Source organism: Bifidobacterium sp. ESL0690, from assembly GCF_029392315.1.
Lineage (GTDB): Bacteria > Actinomycetota > Actinomycetes > Actinomycetales > Bifidobacteriaceae > Bifidobacterium.
Genome location: NZ_CP113939.1, coordinates 696,935 through 717,254 on the forward strand (window position 1 = coordinate 696,935; position 20,320 = coordinate 717,254).

General features: G+C 55.6%; 14 protein-coding genes and 1 tRNA gene. 8 read left to right on the forward strand and 7 right to left on the reverse strand.

Annotated elements, in window-relative coordinates:
• Positions 1-16: 16 nt before the first annotated feature.
• The 3 genes from OZX62_RS02775 to OZX62_RS02785 form a co-directional block, all read right to left on the reverse strand.
• Positions 17-1,669: an alpha/beta hydrolase gene (locus OZX62_RS02775; RefSeq protein ID WP_277176500.1), complete on the reverse strand. Its 1,653-nt coding sequence runs from the start codon at positions 1,667-1,669 to the stop codon at positions 17-19.
• Positions 1,670-1,995: 326 nt separating this feature from the next.
• Positions 1,996-2,667 (reverse strand): DUF4125 family protein, encoded by a 672-nt coding sequence (locus OZX62_RS02780; RefSeq protein ID WP_277176501.1) that lies wholly within the window; start codon positions 2,665-2,667, stop codon positions 1,996-1,998.
• 274 nt (positions 2,668-2,941) lie between these two features.
• Positions 2,942-5,344, reverse strand: a complete 2,403-nt coding sequence (locus OZX62_RS02785; RefSeq protein ID WP_277176502.1) for a DUF4037 domain-containing protein — start codon at positions 5,342-5,344, stop codon at positions 2,942-2,944.
• A gap of 227 nt (positions 5,345-5,571) precedes the next feature.
• On the opposite strand from OZX62_RS02785, the gene OZX62_RS02790 reads away from it, so the two are divergent.
• On the forward strand, positions 5,572-7,926 hold the full coding sequence (locus tag OZX62_RS02790) for a DUF6020 family protein (RefSeq protein WP_277176503.1): 2,355 nt from the start codon (positions 5,572-5,574) through the stop codon (positions 7,924-7,926).
• 105 nt (positions 7,927-8,031) lie between these two features.
• On the opposite strand, the gene OZX62_RS02795 is transcribed toward OZX62_RS02790, so the two are convergent.
• The gene (locus OZX62_RS02795; protein WP_277176504.1) at positions 8,032-9,219 is read right to left on the reverse strand and encodes an MFS transporter; all 1,188 of its coding nucleotides are present in this window, start codon (positions 9,217-9,219) and stop codon (positions 8,032-8,034) included.
• A 225-nt stretch (positions 9,220-9,444) separates the two neighbouring features.
• Positions 9,445-9,521 (reverse strand) — tRNA-Pro (locus OZX62_RS02800).
• A gap of 378 nt (positions 9,522-9,899) precedes the next feature.
• Here OZX62_RS02800 and lysS point away from each other — a divergent pair.
• From lysS to OZX62_RS02815, 3 genes are all read left to right on the forward strand, one after another.
• Positions 9,900-11,564 carry a lysine--tRNA ligase gene (gene lysS / locus OZX62_RS02805; RefSeq protein ID WP_277176505.1) on the forward strand — a complete coding sequence of 555 codons (1,665 nt, stop codon included), beginning with the start codon at positions 9,900-9,902 and terminating at the stop codon, positions 11,562-11,564.
• 389 nt (positions 11,565-11,953) lie between these two features.
• Positions 11,954-12,991, forward strand: a complete 1,038-nt coding sequence (gene menA, locus OZX62_RS02810) for a 1,4-dihydroxy-2-naphthoate octaprenyltransferase (RefSeq protein WP_277176506.1) — start codon at positions 11,954-11,956, stop codon at positions 12,989-12,991.
• A 127-nt stretch (positions 12,992-13,118) separates the two neighbouring features.
• On the forward strand, positions 13,119-13,865 hold the full coding sequence (locus OZX62_RS02815) for a phosphoglyceromutase (RefSeq protein WP_277158866.1): 747 nt from the start codon (positions 13,119-13,121) through the stop codon (positions 13,863-13,865).
• Between the two features lie 125 nt (positions 13,866-13,990).
• Here the strand turns inward: OZX62_RS02815 and phoU are convergent, their stop codons facing one another.
• Together phoU and OZX62_RS02825 are read right to left on the reverse strand one after the other, a co-directional pair.
• Positions 13,991-14,668 carry a phosphate signaling complex protein PhoU gene (gene phoU / locus OZX62_RS02820; RefSeq protein ID WP_277176507.1) on the reverse strand — a complete coding sequence of 226 codons (678 nt, stop codon included), beginning with the start codon at positions 14,666-14,668 and terminating at the stop codon, positions 13,991-13,993.
• A 160-nt stretch (positions 14,669-14,828) separates the two neighbouring features.
• Positions 14,829-15,086 carry a hypothetical protein gene (locus tag OZX62_RS02825; RefSeq protein WP_277176508.1) on the reverse strand — a complete coding sequence of 86 codons (258 nt, stop codon included), beginning with the start codon at positions 15,084-15,086 and terminating at the stop codon, positions 14,829-14,831.
• Between the two features lie 117 nt (positions 15,087-15,203).
• Here OZX62_RS02825 and manA point away from each other — a divergent pair, with 117 nt between their 5' ends.
• The 4 genes from manA to OZX62_RS02845 all read left to right on the forward strand — a co-directional run bounded on the left by manA (position 15,204) and on the right by OZX62_RS02845 (position 20,222).
• The gene (gene manA / locus OZX62_RS02830) at positions 15,204-16,883 is read left to right on the forward strand and encodes a mannose-6-phosphate isomerase, class I (protein WP_277176509.1); all 1,680 of its coding nucleotides are present in this window, start codon (positions 15,204-15,206) and stop codon (positions 16,881-16,883) included.
• Between the two features lie 269 nt (positions 16,884-17,152).
• Positions 17,153-18,076 (forward strand): CHAP domain-containing protein, encoded by a 924-nt coding sequence (locus OZX62_RS02835; protein WP_277176510.1) that lies wholly within the window; start codon positions 17,153-17,155, stop codon positions 18,074-18,076.
• A 255-nt stretch (positions 18,077-18,331) separates the two neighbouring features.
• Entirely contained in the window at positions 18,332-19,066 is a 735-nt protein-coding gene (locus OZX62_RS02840) for a C40 family peptidase (protein ID WP_277176511.1), read from the forward strand.
• 148 nt (positions 19,067-19,214) lie between these two features.
• Positions 19,215-20,222 carry a universal stress protein gene (locus tag OZX62_RS02845; RefSeq protein WP_277176512.1) on the forward strand — a complete coding sequence of 336 codons (1,008 nt, stop codon included), beginning with the start codon at positions 19,215-19,217 and terminating at the stop codon, positions 20,220-20,222.
• The last annotated feature ends 98 nt before the right edge of the window (positions 20,223-20,320 follow it).

Sequence of the window (20,320 nt, forward strand, 5' to 3'; positions counted from 1 at the left end):
GGTCATTTTACGAGCTCTATAAAAGAGCGTAAAGGCCGAAGAAAGCCATCATTACCAGTGAAATCATCGCTGCGATGACGCACAGTGCGGCGACGATAAAGTGCGCGGGAGTCCAGAAGCCTTGGAACTGCTTGCCGCGTGAGCGCCAAAGTTCCATGATTAGCCAAGTGAACAGAGCGACGTTGGCCAGCGCGATGACCTGCATCAGCATCCAGCCCCAGGTGAGCAGCGTGCCTTGCGAAGTCAGTGTCAGCGCCGATGTGGCTGCGATAACGACATAAGCGAAGAACATTGCAATGCTCAGCACTGCGCAACAGCTGTTTAAGACCAACGCTGTTGTGAGACGACGAGGGAACCGGCTATGAGCACTATCCCCCCAAGAGAGTCGAACTCTTGTTGTTTTTGTCGAAGTTTGGATTGCAAGATTCTTGTCGGTCGGACTTGAAGAATCTTGTTTGGAACGTTGCCTTACATGTCCAATCGCAATACAAATGCCGACTATTCCTGCCATTGCGGCGCACAAAACTATCGCGGCCAACAATACCAATATCGTGTTTAACGATTCAATGAGTCCAGGTTTGACGCTGGCGGGGACGGCGAGACGTTGGTGTGGCTGGTCTCCGGCAATTTGCGGTGTGATCCATCCGTCGGCTTTCGTGCCTACGGCAATGGCGTTGGTCCAGTCCTCGAGGTCATGCGTATAGTGCGTATCGAGGGGCAGGCCGGGCACGGATGTGTGCGCACCGACGCGCATCTGGTGGTTGGCGCGGTAATAGCGTACGAGCACGTTGCGATTGCCGACCGTCTTCGTCGCTTCAACAATATCCGTCGCGCCTTGCTCAATGGGCATGGAAAGATCGTTGGTGCCGAAGCTGATTAGCAGCGGCATCGTGAGATCCTTTAGATAACGTTCGGCTGGGAAATCTGCATATTGCAGCCCTAGCGGGGCAAAGTCCAAACCGATGAATTTGTTGACATCACGATTGAGGCCTTTAGGTGCACCGACGGCATCAACGTAGGTGTTGGCAGCCATAGCCATCTGTCGCCGTCCGGAAACCGCCGGCGGAGAGGTCAACATCATGAAAGAAATCACGCTTGGGTGACGATGCGCCATTGCCTCAGCGATCCATGTACCTTCGGATTCCGCGTAGATGCCAGCTTGCGTGGGGTCGACGTCAGGTTGCGCTTGCAAAGTCCGTAGCGAAGTCATATAGTCTTCGGCCATCACGTAATAATCGCGGTGGAATGTGGTGTAGGTGTCAAGCCGTTTGTCGGGCACGAGCGTGACGATGCCGGCCGAACTCATAGCCGAAGCGATGTCGCCGTAGACTTCGCTGGCCTTGCCGGTGCCTGCACCATGAATAAACAGGGTCGCCGGCCGCTTGCCCGGAGCACCAACGGGTGAGCGGAGAATGGCGTTGATGGTGACGTTCGGGGCGAGCTTGATGCGCAGGTTCGTGGTCTTAACTTGGTAGGTACCTTCCTGGGCAGTTTTTGTGTTGCGCGCCTGAATTGCGGAATCCGGCGAAGCGACCTTGATATGTTGTGTCAGTGGCTCCACGTTCCACCCCGGCATCATTGCAGCGCTGAGCGTCGCCAGGACGGCCACAAGTATCACGAATATGGCCATTGAAGGAAGGAATCGTTTCAGCAATCGCATGCGTGCCACTCTATCTCATTCTGGATATTTCGCGGTTATCTTTACGCTTGATAGCACGGAACAAAAATTTCCGAGAAAATGTGTGATAGTGCTATGAATACGTAGCAGGGAGCAGATTTGACATGACTTTTGTGCTTCCGTGCTGCGCGATTGACATTAGTAGATACCGGAAATGGCTTGTTTCCGCAGATACTTTCTTGGGCCGGCCGTCACTCGCAGCACGGAACATGAAATTTCCCATTCAGCGTGTTCGGTGCTGTGTTGGAGCAATCCGGTATTGGCATTTTGTGATTTTCGTTATCAAGTTCACAAAATGAAAAGAGAAGGAGATCGATTCATTGTTGCAATGTCTCGGCCTCGTCGAGTGATTTGAATCCTCCGAGCAGCACGGTGTTGCGGATGGTCTCTTCGGTGAGATTGCGATTGGCGGCGGCGAGGCTTGCGATGAAATCACTATAAAGCCCGAACGTCTTGTCGGAATACGTACCGAGTTCGCCGCGAAGGTAGGTTTCGAACGACGTTTTTTCGTGGGTGTCCTCCGAGGTGTGCAGCACACGCATCTCGCGGCCGAGTTTGGGGTAGCGGGTGCGGAAATCGTCGGCCCATGTCACTTGCTGGGCGATGATCTTCTCCTGCTCGGCGACGCGTTCGGCGGAATGCTTGGGGATATACGGTTCGATATTGGCGTGATATTCTTCCGGCCAGGTCGAAATCATCATTCGCCCGTACTTCTCGGTGATGAGGTTGCGCCCGACGCGGTCCGCCTCGTCAAGGTCATTGGCATAGCTTTTGAGCAGTGGCACGGGCCAGGTCATGAACTGGCTGGCCCGCATCTGATGGAACGTCGGCCAATTGCCTTGGCATGCCGCGCGTCCGCCCTCGTTGTCGGTCTTCTGAAACTGATCCCACTCATGCTTGATCACGCGCTCCAACAGGTCGAGCCGCGCTTGGTCTGCTGAGGTCGCAGTGTTTTCCTGTTCCGTTTGCTTCGTTGCGTTTTCGCTCATCGTTGCTCTTTCCTTGTCGCCGCTTTATCGCGGAGCTTTTTCTAATGTCAGTATAGGTTTTGATATCACTGAAAAGTATTTATTTTTGATATTGGTTCCGTTGCTCACTGTACATTTGCGGTTTTGCTTCTAGTATCATTCGTTGATATCGAAGTGACATTATTGTCAACGGATGCGGAACCGCAGCTGAATCTACTATTGCATTGGTCTTATGGATCGCTGGACGTTGGCGTTGCGGCCGATTGCCGTGGTTCCAAATCATCATTGCACTGTCTTAGAGGCTGTGCAGCACCGGATTATCGCTGCCGATATGCGCCTCGACGTACGGCCGTTGCCACTCAAGGAATTCCTCGTCGCTGTTGGTAAGTCCTTCGTTCTTGAGCTCCGCGACGATTTCACTGCAGATATGCTCGACGGTCGATTGAATTTGTCCCTGCGCGGGGGCGGAGCCCTTGCCGCCCTCGCCGAATCCGGCGCCGCCGAAGCAGGCTGCCGACGAAAGCCGCAGAATCGTTTCGAGCTGTTCGCAGACATCCGGCAAGACGGTCGACATTCGCCCCGAAAGTCGTCGAAGCGCCGCGAACTGCCACTTGTAATAGGGCATGTATCCGGCCCGAATCGGTTCGTTGATCAGGAAAACAAACGAGCAGACGTTGGTGGTGAACTCGCGGATCGAAAGCCATGCCGCCGCCCCGTCTCCGCGCTTGAGCATCCGTGGCAGGTTGTATTGGCCGGCCTGCGCGATCATCCCAAGTCGGCGTGAAATCAGCGAAAGCCGCACGTCGTCGGGCATCAGCTTGAAGCCCTGACGTGTTTTGGAAATAGCTCCGAGCGGATCGGCGAAAATCTCACCGTTGGTTGCGGCAGCGAGCGTCGGTTCGTCGAGCAGCAGCCATTCGTGTGGCTTGTCGTCGCTGGGGGCGGCTGGATATCCGGTGATTCCGGCGAAGAAATCGCCGATACGGAAGATGCCGGTGCGACGGGCGCCGCCTTGAGCCCGCGCTGTGGATTCGCGTGGACCGAAGCCCATGAATTCCTGCGGCAGAGCCTCGTAGTCGGCCTGTAGTTTTTCGCCGATTGCCGCGTAATCCTCGTCTGTGAGCCACAGGCAGAAACCGGGCCCGAAATCATGGTCCTGCGAATATTGGTCATCGAAGCCATAGCATTCCGAACCGTGGCCGATCAGTCCGGCAGCGATGCGTCCCTGATAGTCGGGGTATTTCTCCGCAATCATTGGCTTGCCATACTGCTCCCAGTAAGCGCGTGCAAGCTTGAGCCCTGAGATGGCGGGTTTGATTTCGACGCCCGCGTTATTGGCAGCAGAAGGAGACTCATTATTGTTCGAAGTTGCAAGGGTATCGTTTTTGGCTTGTTTGCCCGAGTCTGGGCCAGTATGGCTGTTGCCGGTTCTATTGGCGTTTCGGCCTTGATAGGTGCTGTTGTCCGATTCTGATGTCTTTGCGTTTTCATCCTGAATGATATCGGCATCATTATTTGATTCCGATTTTCCCGTATTGCCGACTGCTCCCCGTGCTGCCCGTGCGGTCTCTTCGACCTGGGCAAGATTCCCCGCCGTGATGCGGTAATAGTCGGTGTCGGTGCCATAGCATTCTTCGATGACTTTGAGTGCCTGACGATAGGATTCGATGGCCTTGTCGAACAGTCCGGCCGCGAAGCAGGTTTGTGCGTATCCGGCCAACGCCGAAGCGAAATGAGCGCTGTGCTCGAGATGTCCGTTCTTATAGATTTCCAGTGTTTTCGAGGAATGTTTCATCGCTTGCTTAAGCAGCGAATCGACAGTTTCGGATGATGCCGAATTGTCGGATTCTGGCTGATTCTGCCATTGTTCAGAGATGGATGCCGATTGCGTCGATTGCGGTGCTGAATCCGCAGGTTTCTCAGCTTTTGCAGATACAGAATCTGAGGTGTTCTGGAACGACGATGTTGAAGTCCGTTGTCCGCCCTGCGCCGCCTCGGTCGCCCGCTGCAACAGCACAAGCGCAAGATTGGTATGCGTGGAGGCCACGTCAATATCTGTTTCTGGGTCGGTGCTGGAATCTTCGAGGATAGAAAGCGCCTTTTCAAGCTCTGCCTGTGCCTCCTTGAGTTTCCCAGTTTCGCTGTAGAGCATGGAAATGTTGTTGTGCAACGCTGCCATCCGTCGGTCGGTGGGTGCCAGCGTTTTCTGTGCCGATGCCAACGCCTGCTTATACAAATCCTCGGCCTGGTCGTAGTGCTTGGCTGCACGCATCCCGGTCGCCGCGTTGATGAGCGTGGTGGTCCACGCCTCGGTGCCTTCGATGCCCATCTTCAAGCCCAGTTCCAGCGCCCGCTGAATGACCCATTGATTGTCTTCGTGCCGTCCGTGCGAACGGTAGAAGCCCATGGTCTCGTTAAGCACGGTCAAGAGCCCTGCATCGTCACCGGCGTTTTCGGCGTCCACCATAGCCTGTTTGAGGTACGGTTCGGCCTTGTCTCTGGCCTCGTGCGCGTCGAACAAGGCATCGAGTCCCTTCAAGAATTCGTCGGTGTCGAACGTAGCATTGACCGACGGCGTTGGTGCAGCCGCGTTGTTCGGGTCACTGGCGTCGTCGGGCTGACCTGAAAGCGAGGCATGTTCCTCGCTGAAAGCTCGTAAAAGTTCCTCAGGCGTTTTGTCTTGCGCGTTGTCGTCCATGACTGCTCCTTTGTCGTATCCTGCCTCAAGTCTATTGCCGGATATGATATTCAGTGGCTTCATTTCGGTGTGAGCTATGTCACAGGTAGAAGGTTTGGTATTGGAATCGTGCGAAAAGAAGTGCGCGGAACGAAATCTGTATTTCGACAAACCGGCACGCTAGACTGACCATAGATATATGGAACAGGTTTGATACGGCGGTGGCCGGCAATCCCAGGGGAGCAGCGGTGAAGGATAAGAGAATTGGCCAATCCGGCGATATGCTGGCGGTTCCGGGAGTAGCTACTGATTTCGTGGCTGATTGGCGTGGCAGCAATCCGGGTGATAACGGTACTCACCAACGCTTACAGGCCTCATCGGAATCGGGCAGTGGCAGTATCTGGTCAAGGTTCATCAAATTCCTGCGGCCTTCGAAAATCGGTTGGCTGATTCCTGCTGTGCTTGGTTTTATGGTCGCCTGTTCAAGCCAGGCCGCGCAGTTCGGCTGGGTTCCTTTCGACCACGTTTACCTTTATTTGCAGGCGGTCTGCTATGCGGTGCTGTTCGCCGTGCTTTATATGGTTGCGTTTCGAGGCGTGGAATTTGCCAGAATGCATGCATTCGATAATTCCAAGCCTAATGACGGCAATAATGCGGCATCGCCGAAAAATATTTCGAACGACGGCGATAACCGTAACGATTCGAAGCTTGTGGTGTCGCAAAAATCTACATTTGCTCGTAAAGGTATTTCCGATAAAGACGGGCTTCAGGATACCTCCAAGATTTCAGATGATCGGAATGCTGTAGCATCTTCTTCCGTCGTCGTGCCTCCCAGGCGTTTCGCTGCTATCCGTCGCTATTTCCATTTCCGCTACGCCGAACGTCCTGCCTCGATTGCCGCCGATGCCTCGATACTGCTGTGCTGCTGGTTGCCGTATATCATCCTGCTCTTCCCGGGCGTCATCCATTTCGATACCGGAGACCAGATCGCGGAATACTACGGCATGCCGCTTTACGGGATGAACGCGGGAAAAATCTGGGATCATCACCCCTTCCTCGACACCTATCTATATGGCTGGTTCGCCTCGCTCGGGAAGGCACTTTTCGATAATTACAACATTGGCATGTATATATACGCGCTGTTGCAGGCCGTTGGCTTTGCCTTTGGCATCGCTTGGCTGCTGGCCTACATAAGCAAAACCAACCTCAATCGTAGACTTCTCCACGCGTTTGCTGCGTTCTTCTGTTTCTTCCCGGTCGTGCCGATGTGCGTGATGTCAATCGCCAAAGACACGACCAGCGCGATGCTTTTCGTTCCATGGGCGGTGATGTATTGCAAGTTGATCGACAGCAAACTTAAATTGACACGCAACCCGTGGTTCATCGCCGCCTTCGCACTTGACGGGTTGCTGGTCGCGTTGACTAAAAAGCTTGGACTCTATATCGTGGTACTGTGCTTGCTCGCGCTGATTATCGGCAAGTTTGCGGCGAAATTCAAAGCGGCTGCTGTCACGCTTGCGGTGGTGCTGTTCGTCATTGTGGATATGGCGATACCGAAATTTGCCTACCAGCACATCAACGTTGTTCCCGGCACGCCGGAAGCCGCGCTCGCCCTGCCGATTCAGATGATGGCACGAGCCGCCCACGACCATCCCGGCGATATCAGCGACGCAGACCGCGATGCCGTCGACAGCTACATCGAGTATTCGTGGGACCAGATTGGCCGGGACTACGACCCGTGGCTTGCCGTGCCGGCCATCGGTTGGACGGTGAAGGGCAAGGTGCCGATTTCCCGCTTCGCCAAGGCTTGGCTTGACGTTGGTCTGCGCCATCCTGATTCGTACCTGCAGGGTTTCTTCTGCTTGGAGGCCGGCTGGATGACCTTCGATGCCTTCAGCGTCAAGGACCAGCCGATTCCCAAGCCGGTTTCGGTAGTGATGTTGCCGATGACCACCTCCGACACCGCTTCTTATACTTATGGCGTGCTCCAGCCGCACACCCCGCCCACGGAGGCTAGCGAGACGGTGAAACAGCTTTATCGCACCATCGTTGACACGCCGGGCGTCAACATCCCGTTCTTCATGGCGCTCTGGACGTCGGTTTTGCCGGGATTTGTGCTGTATTATCTTTGGCGACGTCGAAAAGAACGTCGGCGAGATATTCTCGCGATTGGTCGGAATGATGAAATTGGAATTGACTATCGGGTTGGCCGGACTGACCGATTCGATATGGCCGATCGAATCAACCAATCAGATTCAGGCGACCAGACAAGCCGGTTAGTCCAAGCCAATAACAAGGTAAGTCAGACGAGCCGTTCTCACAATATTGATGCCGATGGTCTTATCGAGAATGAGGTTGGCGACAATCTCATGTCTCGTGCCACTGCCACCGGTCGAAGCCTCCTGCTCAAATGCCTGCCCTGGTTGCTGACTGCCGCCAGCCTCTACGTCTGCGCCGAAAGCATGTCGCGCCCCGGCCGTCCCTCGCCCACGAGGTTCGTTTTCCAGCTGGTGCTGCTCACCCCGATGGTGATCGGTTTCCTGTGTTCAGGCCGTGAATCGCAAACGGCAACTGAGACTGAGCCTGCTAATTCCAGCCAATAATTTCTATGTAACAGTAGTTGTGAACTTCAGGCATGATAATCGCGCGTCAGTTTTACGAGTGTTTGATTGCAGACGAATCCAGACTGCGAATTTGAGTCGATAAACTCACACGTCGATTGGCTGCAAGCGCTCGTAAGCGTCGGTGTCGGTCTCGTAGCGCAGCGAATAAACCGCAAGCAAAATCGTGGCCGTCAGGGCGAAGGGGATGCCACCCAAAGCCGTGAAATGATAGTTCATATGCGACATGTTGAGCATGCCTCCGCCGACCGCCGAACCGACCGCATTGCCGAAATTGAACGCGACCTGCACCGCGGCTCCGCCGATGAGTTCACCGCCGCCTTTGCCCGCTTCGGCAAGCAGGAGCTGCTGTGGGGTGGAGATGAAGAACAGCGCGAACGCAATGATGAACGTGAAGATGGCGGTGTCGAGTTTGTTGCCGGGTACGAAAAAGACCAGAACCAAGCCGATGACACTGAGGCACTGTCCGAGTCCTGCTGTTCCCGCGCTGCGCCAATGATCGGTCAGATGCCCACCGACGAGTCCGCCGACTACCATCGCGAAGCCTGCAAGCATCATCAGGAGCGGCACCGTGCCGGAAGAATAACCGCCGACTTTCTGCAGCCATGGGGAAACGTAGCTCCACCAACTGAAAATGCCGGTATTGCCGGTGAATACCGCGATAAGAACAAGCCACGGGCCTGGCTTGGTCAGGAACTTGAACTGGCCGAGAATCCCGGCGTCCTTCACCGGCTCGACACGTGGCACCCAAACGGCCACCAATAGCACGGTCAGTGCCGCGACGCCTGCGAGAATGAGGAAGGCGAGACGCCAGGAAAGGTGCTCGGCGATGAACGTTCCGGCCGGCACGCCAAGCATATTGGCCACGGTCTGGCCGGTGATGGTCAGGCTGACCGCTTTGGCTTCTTTCCCAGGTTCGGCGAGTGTTTTTGCCACGAGCGCAGAAGTGCCGAAGAACGCGCCGTGGGGGAGGCCGGAGATGAAGCGTCCGATTACCAGCAGTGTGGCGTTCGGGGCGAACGAGCTGAACAGGTCGCCTGCAAGTGCGATGACCATGAAGATAAGAATCAGCTTTTTCGGCCCCATTTTGCGCCCGAAAATCAGCATCAAAGTGCCGACACACACGCCGATGGCGTAGGCAGAGATGAAGTTGCCCGCTGTGGGGATGCTCACGTGCATGTCGCGCGCGGCTTGGGGCAGGATGCCCATCATCACGAATTCCGCGGCTCCGTACGCGAACGCACCGCAGGCCAGTGCGAGCAGGCTTTTCTTCAACTTGACTCCTTATATGCGGTGTCCCAGATATCCCCGTATCTTCGTTTTCGTCAACCTTTATGATGCCGCGTTACTCCGGCGATGCCTACTGGAAGCAGGCGCACGAAACAAGTATGGATGATGCCAAGAACCCAATTTGCTTAATATCATAGTAATAAAGTGAATTGACGTATCTGCTACGTCTTAGACATGACGAAACCCCTTGAAAATCAAGGGGTTTCTAGTTGGTCGGGCTGGCGAGATTTGAACTCGCGGCCTCTTCGTCCCGAACGAAGCGCGCTACCAAGCTGCGCTACAGCCCGATGAACAACAGCAATCATGATACAACGACCCCGCGGACGAGTCCACCATGCGTGTCGAACTCGGTTTTGTGTGATACGTCGGTTTGTCGTCATCTTTGATCTGTTCACCTATGTTTTTGTAAAAAAGTTCGCATAGTAGTGCTGTAAAACAGCATCTCACTGGGGATTGCGTGCAGTTTGTATGCACTAAAGTGTGATTGCTTGTGTTGGTGCTGGTAAACGGCATTTAGCAGGGTGGTATATGCGGTTTACATGCAGCAAAACTTGAATTATATGTGTTGATGCTGGTAAACGGCATTTCAATCGTAATAAGATGACGTTTACCAGCATGGGGATGTTTGAATCGTGTGTATCGGCTGCTCGGTACACTCGGGAATTATGAGCGAAACGAATGAAACCGGCGAAAACCGGAACGAAGAAGAGGCACAAGCCCCGGTAATGTCCACTGTCGAGCGTGCGGAGCTGCGCCTCAAGCAGGACGAGGCCATCGCGGAAAACATCAACGAAGGCAAGTCCTTCGACGAGTCCATCGACCCGACCAACAAGGAATTCGGTCCTGAAGGTCAGCCCGAACAGGTGCAGATGCGCGTGGCCAAGCGCGCCCAGATGCTCAAAGACGGCGTCGCGCCCTACCCGGTTGTGGTTGAGGTCAGCGACACGATTCCGCAGGTCCGTGCCAAGTACGATGGCAAGTTGGCAGCGGGTGACGAGACCCAGGATGTGGTCTCCATCGCCGGTCGTGTGCTCTTCCTGCGCAACGGCGGCGGTCTCTGCTTCGTGCAGCTTGCGGCGGGCGACGGCACCAAGATCCAGGGCATGATTTCCAAGAAGGAGATCGGCGCGGATTCGCTGAAGGCGTTCAAACAGTTTGTCGATTTGGGCGATCATCTTTATCTCAAGGGCCGCGTGATTGCGTCCAAGACCGGCGAGCTTTCCGTTTTCGCCAGCGAGTGGAAAATTGCCGCCAAGGCGTTGCAACCGCTTCCGGCGTTGCACAAGGAGCTTACGGAGGATACCCGTACGCGCAAGCCGTATATCGCCATGATCGCCGACGAGAAGATTCGCGACATGGTCCGCAAACGTTCCAAGGTCGTCACCTCTTTGCGTAATACGTTTGCCAAGGACGACTTCCTTGAGGTCGAGACCCCGATGCTGCAGACGGTGCACGGGGGAGCGGCCGCCCGTCCGTTCATCACCCATATGAATGCCTTCGACATCGATCTTTACCTGCGTATCGCGCCGGAACTCTTCCTCAAGCGTTGCCTGGTCGGCGGCATCGAGCGCGTTTTCGAGATCAACCGTGACTTCCGCAACGAGGGCGTCGACGGCACGCACGCACCCGAATTCACTATGCTTGAAGCCTATCAGGCCTATGGCAACTATGACACCATCGCGGCCCTCACGAAGAAGCTCATCCAGCAGTCCGCCATCGATGCGTTCGGCTCCACCAAGGTCACCCTGCTCGACGGCAGCGAATACGACTTCGGCGGTGAATGGAAAGAGATTTCCATGTACGAGTCGCTTTCCGAGTCGCTGGGCGAGGAGATCACGCCGGAAACGTCCGTGGAACACCTGGGCGCTATCGCCGACAAGCTTGGTGTCGAGCGCGACGAGGTCGAGAACCATGGCAAGTTGGTCGAGCATCTTTGGGAGCACTTCTATGAAGCCGGCCTGGGTGCCGAGGTCCCGACCTTCGTGCGCGACTTCCCGGTCGAGACGAGCCCGCTGGTCAAGGCCCACCGCTCCAAGAAGGGCGTCGTGGAGAAGTGGGACCTCTATGTGCGCGGCTTCGAGCTGGCGACCGGCTATTCCGAGCTCAACGATCCGGTGGTCCAGCGTCAGCGTTTGGTCGACCAGGCCAAGGACGCGCTCGCGGGCGACGTCGAGGCGATGGACATCGATGAGGACTTCCTCGAGGCGCTTGGCGTCGGTATGCCGCCGGCTGGTGGCATGGGCATGGGCATCGACCGCCTGCTGATCGCCCTCACGGGTGCCACGATCCGCGAGACCATCACCTTCCCGCTGGTCAAGCCGCTGAACTAAAAACCGGACGATAAAAAGCGGACAGAAGCCACCGAAAGCTAATTGAAGTAGACCGAAATACGCCAAAGTTCGGGAAATCTGAGTCAGATTAAAAAGCAGACAGATGCAGGCCAAACCAGCCCAATCGAGCAGTTTTGCGCAGTAACTGTCTGCTTTTCTCACAATATGGCCAAGCAACGGACGAATGATGGTTAAATGTCAAGTGATGTCGGCTTGATAATGTCTGTTTAATCCATCGTTTGATGTGAACAAGTAATTAGCCTTATAACAGGTCGGCAACGTTTGCGCAAAAGGTAATGTAGTCAAATTCTGCTATCATTTTTACTGATTCAAAACAATTGTGCCGTCGCAATAGAAACGCCGGTTTTCCTTTAAGGAAGTTGGTTGCATTGAAGAACTTGGGTTTGTGGGTCAATGGGTTGCGTCCGAAGACGTTGCCTGCGTCCATCGCGCCGGTACTGGTCGGCGTCGCCGCGGGCTATCGTCTGCTGAAATCGCAGCCGGCGAGTTGCGGGGCACCTGCAAAAGCGGTAGAAAGCTGCGTGGCCGAGCCGAGCGGTTTCAGCGCCCTGGCCCCCGGCATGCCGTGGGGAAAGTTCGTCGGGCTGGCCGTTCTTTGCGTCGTTGTCGCGTTTTTCATCCAGATCGCCGCGAATTTCTCCAATGACTATTCCGACGGCATCCGTGGTACGGATGAGGGCCGAGGTGATGCGGAAGTCAAAACCGCGAAACCCCAGCGCCTCACCGTTTCCGGGCGAGTGAAGCCCGGTCAGGTGCTCGCCGCAGCCGGTGTCAACGCCTTTATCGCCTGCGTTGCGGGCCTTGCGCTCACCATTATCACCGGCCACTGGTGGCTCATCGCCCTCGGCGTGCTTTGTCTGCTCGCCGGCTGGTTCTACGTCGGCGGCAAACATCCCTACGGTTACGCAGGTTTTGGCGAAGTCGGCGTCTTCATCTTCTTCGGCCTGGTCGCGGTGCTCGGCACCCAATACGTGCTCACTGGGCGTGTCAACGCCGAAGGTGTCCTGGGCGCCGTGCTCTGTGGCCTCTTCTCCTGCGCCATACTTATGGTCAACAACCTCCGTGACGTCGAAGAAGACAAAGTCAGCGGCAAGATGACCTTGGGCGTGCGTCTCGGCCAGAAAAACGCGCAGACCGTCCTGTTTGTCACCTATCTGGTGCCTCTGGTGGTCACGGTCGTCGGTGCTTTTGTTCCGCTGGTCATGCTCTTCCGTCACTTCAGCGTCGGCGGCGTCGTTCTCGCGGTCCTTGCCATCCTCTTTGCGCTGGTCTGTATCAAGGCGGCGATGGGCTTGGTCAAGAGTGTCAACGCTGGCAACTTTGTCAAGGCCCTGCCGATGTGCAGCATGACGGTTCTGCTGTTCTCAATCGTTTTCATCGTTGTGGAGATCGCCCTGACTCTCTAAAGTGTCATCGGTATGGCTTCGGTGTGGCAATAGGTTCACAGGGGATTTGAGCGTGCGCGGCAAACAGTACTGTTAACGCTAACAATTTTGTCGCCATACCGTCCCATTCATCGCCTACCATTGAACTATGTCTTATAAATTAGTATTGCTCCGGCACGGCCAGAGCGCATGGAATAAAACAAACCAGTTCACCGGCTGGGTCGATGTTCCGCTCACCGAGCAGGGCGTCGAGGAAGCCAAGCACGGTGGCCAGCTGCTTAAAGAGAAGAACGTCCTTCCCGACATCGTCTTCACTTCACTGTTGCGTCGCGCGATCAACACCGCCAACTACGCACTGGACGAGGCCGATCGCCTCTGGATTCCAGTTAAGCGCAGCTGGAGGCTTAACGAGCGTCATTACGGCGCGCTGCAAGGCAAGAACAAGTCCGAAATCCGCGAGAAGTACGGCGACGAGAAGTTCATGATTTGGCGTCGTTCCTACGGCACCCCGCCGCCAGAGATCGATCCGAGCGACGAGTTCTCGCAGAACAGCGACCCGCGTTACGCCGGCGATCCGGTTCCTGAGACCGAGGCCCTGGCCAACGTCGTCACCCGCGTGACCCCGTACTGGGAATCCGAAATCGTCCCTGAGCTCAAGAGTGGCAAGACCGTTCTTATCGCCGCGCACGGCAACTCCCTGCGCGCCATCGTCAAGATGCTTGACGGCTTGAGCGAAGAGGAAATCTCCAAGGTCAACATTCCGACCGCCATCCCGCTGGTCTATGAGCTTGACGAGAACATGAAGCCGATCAAGCCTCGTGGCGAGTATCTCGATCCTGAAGCTGCTGCTGCCGGCGCTGCTGCCGTGGCTGCACAGGGTCAGGCCAAGAAGTAAGTTTCGACTTTACTTTTAACAAGCAAAAGGCGAATCGCATAGATATTGCGATTCGCCTTTTTACTATATCCAAGCGGAAACGACTGGAATTTCAGTCTTTACCCCGATTGCGGAATTTGTTGTTTTCAGTCCTCGTCGAGGTCCTGAGGCTCCTTGCTGGGGTCGAAGCCGGAAACGATATAGACCACCTGACGGGCGGTGGAGACGGCGTGGTCGCCGAGCCGCTCCATGAAACGTGCGGTCAGTACCACGTCGATGAGCTGCTGCTTCGTACCCTTCCACGAGTCGTCGAGCACGAGTTCGAAGGATTCCTGATGCAGCTCGTCGAGCTTGTTGTCGTCGGCGATCACCTGCTGGGCGAGCGTCGTGTCGCGGTCGGCAAGCATTTCCGGCAGCCGGTCTGCGGTGATGTCAAGCAGATTGCGCATCAACGTGAAAATGTGCCGCGTCTTCTCATCGTCTGGCAGCGCCGAAGCAGGGTAGGCCCGATGCGCGGTTTGCGCGATATGCTGTGCCAGGTCACCCATGCGCTCGATGGTGGAGGCCAGCCGCAGCGTAGCGACAACCACACGCAGGTCAGTAGCCACAGGGCTCTGCTGGGCCAAAAGCTTCACGCACTGGTCGAGAATCTGCTTTTCCAGCGCATCAATGGCTGCATCGCCGTCAATCACGGATTTGGCGGCGTCCATATCGCCGTCCATCAGCGCTTTTCCGGCCCCGTGCATTGCGGCGCAGACCCCGTTGGCCATGCTTTCCAGATCGTCGGCGACCGCCTTGAGTTCTTCGTTGTAGATGACGCGCATATAAGCTTCTTTCGTAGTGGTTGGATACGCCGGTTATGCGTTCGTAGTTTTAATTATTGCTAAGTAATGATGAATGATATGTTGTCGGATAAAGAATTATTGGGATTGGCGGAAAGTTCAGTAGGGGAAGGGATAGGGATATAAAGGTGTTCCGTTGGCTTCAGTTCGCGCCAAGCCTGCGATAATCCCAGCGGTCGAAATGCTCCCAAATCAACATCAGCACGCCGATGAGGACGCCCGACGAGCACAGAATGATCGCCTCGATGACGTGGAATCCGCATGCGAGTAAAATCACGCTGACCACGAGGGCGATAACCCACCAGCTTGTGATAATCAGGAACGTCTTGCGCAAATCGACCTGAACGGGCTTCGGCGCGGGCTTACAGACGTCGGGGTTGAAAATCGGGGCAAACTTCATGCACCCAATTTTAGTATCGGGGGTTAACCTTAAGTTGGCTATACGCTGATTGTGTATGCAAATCGGTATGAGAGCCATGAGAGCATAGAGGAAACGTCAGTACGAGGAGCCTTGCACGTGTATTCGATTCACCCGGTCATCAAGCGGTATGCCTGGGGCTCCTATACCCATTTACAGGCGATGTTTGCTTCCCGGCTGGCCTCGAAACTGCCGATGCAGGGTGCGCCTTTGTCTGCCGATAGCGAGAATCAGGTATCTCGAGGCGAGCGTAAGCCGTTCGTAGGCGAAACTCAGCAGTCTCAACGGCAACCTCAAATCCAAGCGGAAACCGGCGATAGTCCGTTGGCCGAAATGTGGTTCAGCGGTCATGCACAGTGGCCTTCGCGGGTGGATCTCAATGCGCAGGAAGCCTTGGAAGAGCTCTCGCAGGAGAAGCGGCACAAACGAAACAAGGCGCTGGCAAGGCTGCGAAATTCACGGGTGCGTAGCGTCGAAACGTCCGATGATTCCAATATTTCCATGGCTCTGACCGACCTCATCCACGCTGATCCCGAAGCCATGCTTGGCGTTCGCTGTTCCGATAAATTCGGTCCGGTTCTGCCGTATCTTCTTAAAGTCATTTCCGCGCGTATCCCACTTTCCCTGCAGGTCCATCCCATCGATTTCCAGGCGCGTGCCGGTTTCAACGCCGAAAACGCGCAGCACATAGCGATGGACGCGCCCGAGCGTTCCTTCAAGGACGCGGTGGCGAAAAACGAGATGGTTGTCGCACTGGAGCCGTTCGAGGCATCCGTCGGTTTCGCGACGCCGACGTTCATGCTTGCCAACCTGACGTTGGTGGACCATCCGCTTGCCCGGCGCATGGTGGAGGCACTTACACCGCAATCACATAACGATATGTCTGGAATGCATAGCATGTCTGTGATACATGGTGTCCATGGAATGCATGGTATGTTCGGCACCCCGCAGCATGCCTTGGCCTCGGAGCCTGGGAATGACGATTTCGCCGAAGCTGATGCGATGATGCCTATAGCTTCTGCGGTCTGGCAGCCGTCGCACAAGCGGATTTTCCGTGCGTTCCACACTGCCGTTGTCGCCGGACCGGTTAGCGGCTTACGCGAGGCGTTGGCGGATGCAGCTGCCGAGGTTTCCGACGAGCGCTCGCAGCTGGCTTTCCACCATGCCCTCGCCGCCGAAAAGGCGTTTCCGGGCGATCCCAGCGTACTCGCGTTGCTGATGATGAATCCGCTTGCGTTGCAGGAGGGCGAGTCCGTTTTCATTCCCGCCGGTACCCCGCACGCCTATTTACATGGCACGGGCGTGGAAATCATGACCAATTCGGATAACGTACTGCGTGCTGGTATGACGGTCAAGCACAAGGATATTTCCGACTTCCTGCAAACCCTCGATTGCGGCCCGTCTTCGCCCATCGACCCGAGCGTCAGTTGGATGACTGACTGGGGTGGAATGTTCGGCAACCGGGTGATTTACCGGCCGAAAATCGACGAGTTCATGCTCAGTTTTGGCCGTGTCGGCACACAGCAGCGCCCCTGGCCGATGATGGAGCGGCTTTCTCGCCGTTACGGCCGGCTCATGACCAAGGTTTCGCTTACCAACCGGCATTTCGGCCCGCGAATCGTGGTGTGCCTCGAAGGATCGGTAAAGGTGGTCAGCTCGCACGAATCCAAGGTTTTGCGGCAAGGCGAGGCAGTTTTCGTGCCCGCTGACGATGGCCGTGTGCAGTTGGATTCGGATAGTGAGGTCGGCACATTCATCATGGCTTCGACGCAGGTTTGAGCGTGCCTCGGCAACGTCGTTTATAGGTGTATTGATAAGCGTAAATATTGTGAAGGAAGTGTGACACGCCGATGGACCGACTGGATTCTGCGGTTTTTGGAAAGCGGTAATCGAATTGTGTTTCGAAAAAATCATGGTGTGAAAGTAATCTGGTAGCAGAAAACAGGAAGTGGCAGATGCGCTTTATGGTGTCTTATTGATACGCTGTTGTACCGGTAAAGCTCATCTAGACATTTTCTATTGAAATGTTGTCCGCAAGGAGTTGGTTTATGGTTCACGGTGCGCACAAAGCGCGGAGAGCAGCGAAACGGTCTAGTGCCGTCTCCTCACTCTTTTCTCCTGCAAAGGGGACGCATTCGCTTAAAGCGGTGCGGCAGGTGCAGGCCCAGGCCACCAATGGCGCTACTGTCGGCTTGACCCCTGAGGTCGTCGACAAGCTCAACGAAATCGCACCTGAAACTCGTCGTTCCATCCGTTTGGCCCGTGAGTCCGAAAACCGCCGCCATGCAGTCGTCGTTTCTGCTTCGTTGGCCGCGTTGGTCGGCGCCGCCGCCACCGCTGCGATGGCAGGCAATCCCACCAAACCTACTTTCGATGCAGCTGGAGAAGCCACCACTACTTCCACACTCAAACCGATCAATGCCGCTTCGCGTTCTGAAGACCGAATTCCGTTGCAATCCAACGGCACGCAAGGCACGTGGAGCTTGGGGGAGTCCAACACCTCGCTCGATGTTTCTGCAATGTCGAAATCAATTGCCAATAATCCGCAGATCGCAAGTCTGATGGATCAGGATTACAAGGTTTTGCCCGCAGGCTTCAACCCGAACCATGCCACCGGCGATTTCGGCAACAACTATGAGTTCAGCCAGTGCACGTGGTGGGTCTATGTCCGCCGCCATCAGCTTGGGCTTCCTGCCGGTTCCCAGATGGGTAACGGCGCTCAGTGGGCCGATTCCGCGCGTTCCTTGGGTTACTGGGTCGATCGCTCGGCCCGTCACGTTGGCGATATCATGGTCTTTGCGCCCGGTCAGGACGGTTCCGATCCGTCTTATGGCCACGTCGCCATCATTGAGAAGATTAATTCCGACGGTTCCGTCACCACTTCCGAGTGTGGCGCCGCGTTCCAAGGCAAGACCTTCTCGAAGACATACACCGCCGCGCAGGTTGCTGCACATCAGATTATTCATTACTGAGGTTGTGTAGGCTGCCGAAGACGCTCAGACCATGCTGAGGCAGTGGTTTCCTTTTTGTTTCTTTTTATTACTTTTTGCTTTCACTGAAATTTGTGAAGGTTGTATTTTCTCGGGCCTGCATTCTGGCAGACTCTATTTCGCTTGATATTCAGGGAATCTGGACTTCCGAAAGTATTGCAATTACCGGCCAAAATCAACGTTTTGGGAGGTCTTCGCCGCTCAATTTTGTTGTGGCTCCATGATAGCCTGAGTTACATGATGAAAGCTTCGAAGATCTGTGCATCCTTGGCCGCGCTTGCACTTAGCGCCTCAGCCGTCATTGCATTCTCTCCAACCGCCTTTGCTGCCAACGAGGACAACGACCCGGTCACTTCCTCCCGTTCCTTCCGCAAGGTCAATACCGTGCGTAAAGACCTCCTGAAGGAGTCGACGTCCACCGATGTCGATGCCCAATCGAACTGGGGAGGCATCGAATCCCTCGATGTACCGCAGACCGAGTCCCAGGCCGAAAAGGACGCCGCTGCCGCCAAGCAACGTGCGGATGCCGCCGCTGCAAGTGCAGCTGCCGCCTCACGTTCCGCAGCAAGAGATTCCCTTTCCGCAACTCCGCAGAATTTCAACATCACGCCTCCCAATGGGCAGTCTGTTGCCAGCTTGCTGGCTTTCGCCAATCAATTCGTTGGCGTGGTTCCTTACAAGTACGGCGGTAATACACCGGCCGGTTGGGATTGCTCGGGAATGGTTCAATATCTCTATGCCAATATGGGTATTTCGTTGCCGCACGGTTCCGGCGCACAGGCTACTGTCGGCACTGCAGTGCCCGATATTGCCCACGCGATGCCCGGCGATATTCTCGCCAATTCCGAACACGCGGCGATTTATGTCGGCAATGGCATGGTGGTCAATGCGTTGAATCCTGGTGCGGGTACTGCTTATACGCCTCTGTGCTATGCCTTTGGCAGCGCGTATTCCATTCGCAGGCTGCTGTAGTTTTCGGCAATGTTTAATATTAAAAATAAAGCGCGTTCCTTCGGGGGCGCGTTTATTTATATGCGCATAATTGGTTCCTCCGCGTCAAGGCTGGTATTCTAAGAGTAGAGCCGTTATGAGCGGTGTTACGTATGTCAAGGAGGTAGTCATGGTAAACGACAAGGCTATTCTGGTAGGTGTGGATGGTTCGCAAGCCAGCTACAAGGCAACTTGGTGGGCGGCGAACTACGCCAAGCACGCAGGGTTGATGCTACAGATCGTCTGCGCGTATTCGCTACCGAGCTATGCTGCGGTTTCGTTTGATTCCACATACACTTCGATGGGCGACGACAACGCCGCACACATCGATGCGCAGGAGATTCTTTCCAAGGCCAAGGCCATTGCCGACGAGCAGGGCGTTGAGGCACAGACGTTGATTGTCACCGGCGACCCCTCTTCGGTCTTCGTCGAGCTTTCTCGCAACTACAACCTCATTGTCATTGGCAACCGCGGCAAGGGCGGCCTGGCCGAGCGACTGCTCGGAACCACCAGCTCGTCGCTGCCGGCTTATGCCTATTGCCCGATTATCGTCGTTCCCTATACCGACGATGATGGCAAGACCATGCATTTGAACAACACCATCAAGCGTGTGGCCGTCGGCATCGACGCCAGCGCATGGGGTTTGAAAGCGTTGCAGATCGCGGCGGACCTTTCCGCTGATCGTGGCGCCGAACTTGACGTCATCGACGCGGTGGCAGGTCTGCAAGGTGTCAGCGACGAGGATGGTGTTTACGATTCCTATATGGAAGACCTGGAGACCCAGATTGCGCCGGTCCGCAAAGCTCATCCGGAGCTTAAGATCACCAAGACCATCGTTCCGGAATCCGCTGTCAGCGCCCTGACCAAGGCCAGCTATGACCACGACATCGTGGTGGTCGGTTCCCGTGGCAAGGGCGGGTTCACCGGTCTTCTGGTTGGCTCCACCAGCCAGGGGCTCATCCAGCATGCGGCCGGTCCGGTTTACGTGGTGCCGCGCAAGTATGTCGAAGCCGAGAAGTCCCGCTCTGACGGCGCCATCGAGGGTATCGAAGGTGTCGAGCAGGTTTCGGTGAAGACCGCCGACAGCTCCGCAGCCGAAGCCATCGAGTCTTCCATCGATCCGCAGCACAAGGGCTGATTTCGGTTCGATTGCCGATAAGCGCATAACGATATAAAAGGGTGGTGCCGATCATCCATTGAGGAGATCGGCACCACCCTTTTATATCGTTATATTGG

Bases quoted from the DNA above. Each gene is read 5' to 3' on its own strand.
- OZX62_RS02780 (WP_277176501.1), bottom strand. From the start codon at position 2,667: ATGAGCGAAAACGCAACGAAGCAAACGGAACAGGAAAACACTGCGACC.
- OZX62_RS02785 (WP_277176502.1), bottom strand. From the start codon at position 5,344: ATGGACGACAACGCGCAAGACAAAACGCCTGAGGAACTTTTACGAGCT.
- lysS (WP_277176505.1), top strand. From the start codon at position 9,900: ATGAGCGAAACGAATGAAACCGGCGAAAACCGGAACGAAGAAGAGGCA.
- OZX62_RS02815 (WP_277158866.1), top strand. From the start codon at position 13,119: ATGTCTTATAAATTAGTATTGCTCCGGCACGGCCAGAGCGCATGGAAT.
- phoU (WP_277176507.1), bottom strand. From the start codon at position 14,668: ATGCGCGTCATCTACAACGAAGAACTCAAGGCGGTCGCCGACGATCTG.
- OZX62_RS02825 (WP_277176508.1), bottom strand. From the start codon at position 15,086: ATGAAGTTTGCCCCGATTTTCAACCCCGACGTCTGTAAGCCCGCGCCG.
- OZX62_RS02835 (WP_277176510.1), top strand. From the start codon at position 17,153: ATGGTTCACGGTGCGCACAAAGCGCGGAGAGCAGCGAAACGGTCTAGT.
- OZX62_RS02840 (WP_277176511.1), top strand. From the start codon at position 18,332: ATGATGAAAGCTTCGAAGATCTGTGCATCCTTGGCCGCGCTTGCACTT.
- OZX62_RS02845 (WP_277176512.1), top strand. From the start codon at position 19,215: ATGGTAAACGACAAGGCTATTCTGGTAGGTGTGGATGGTTCGCAAGCC.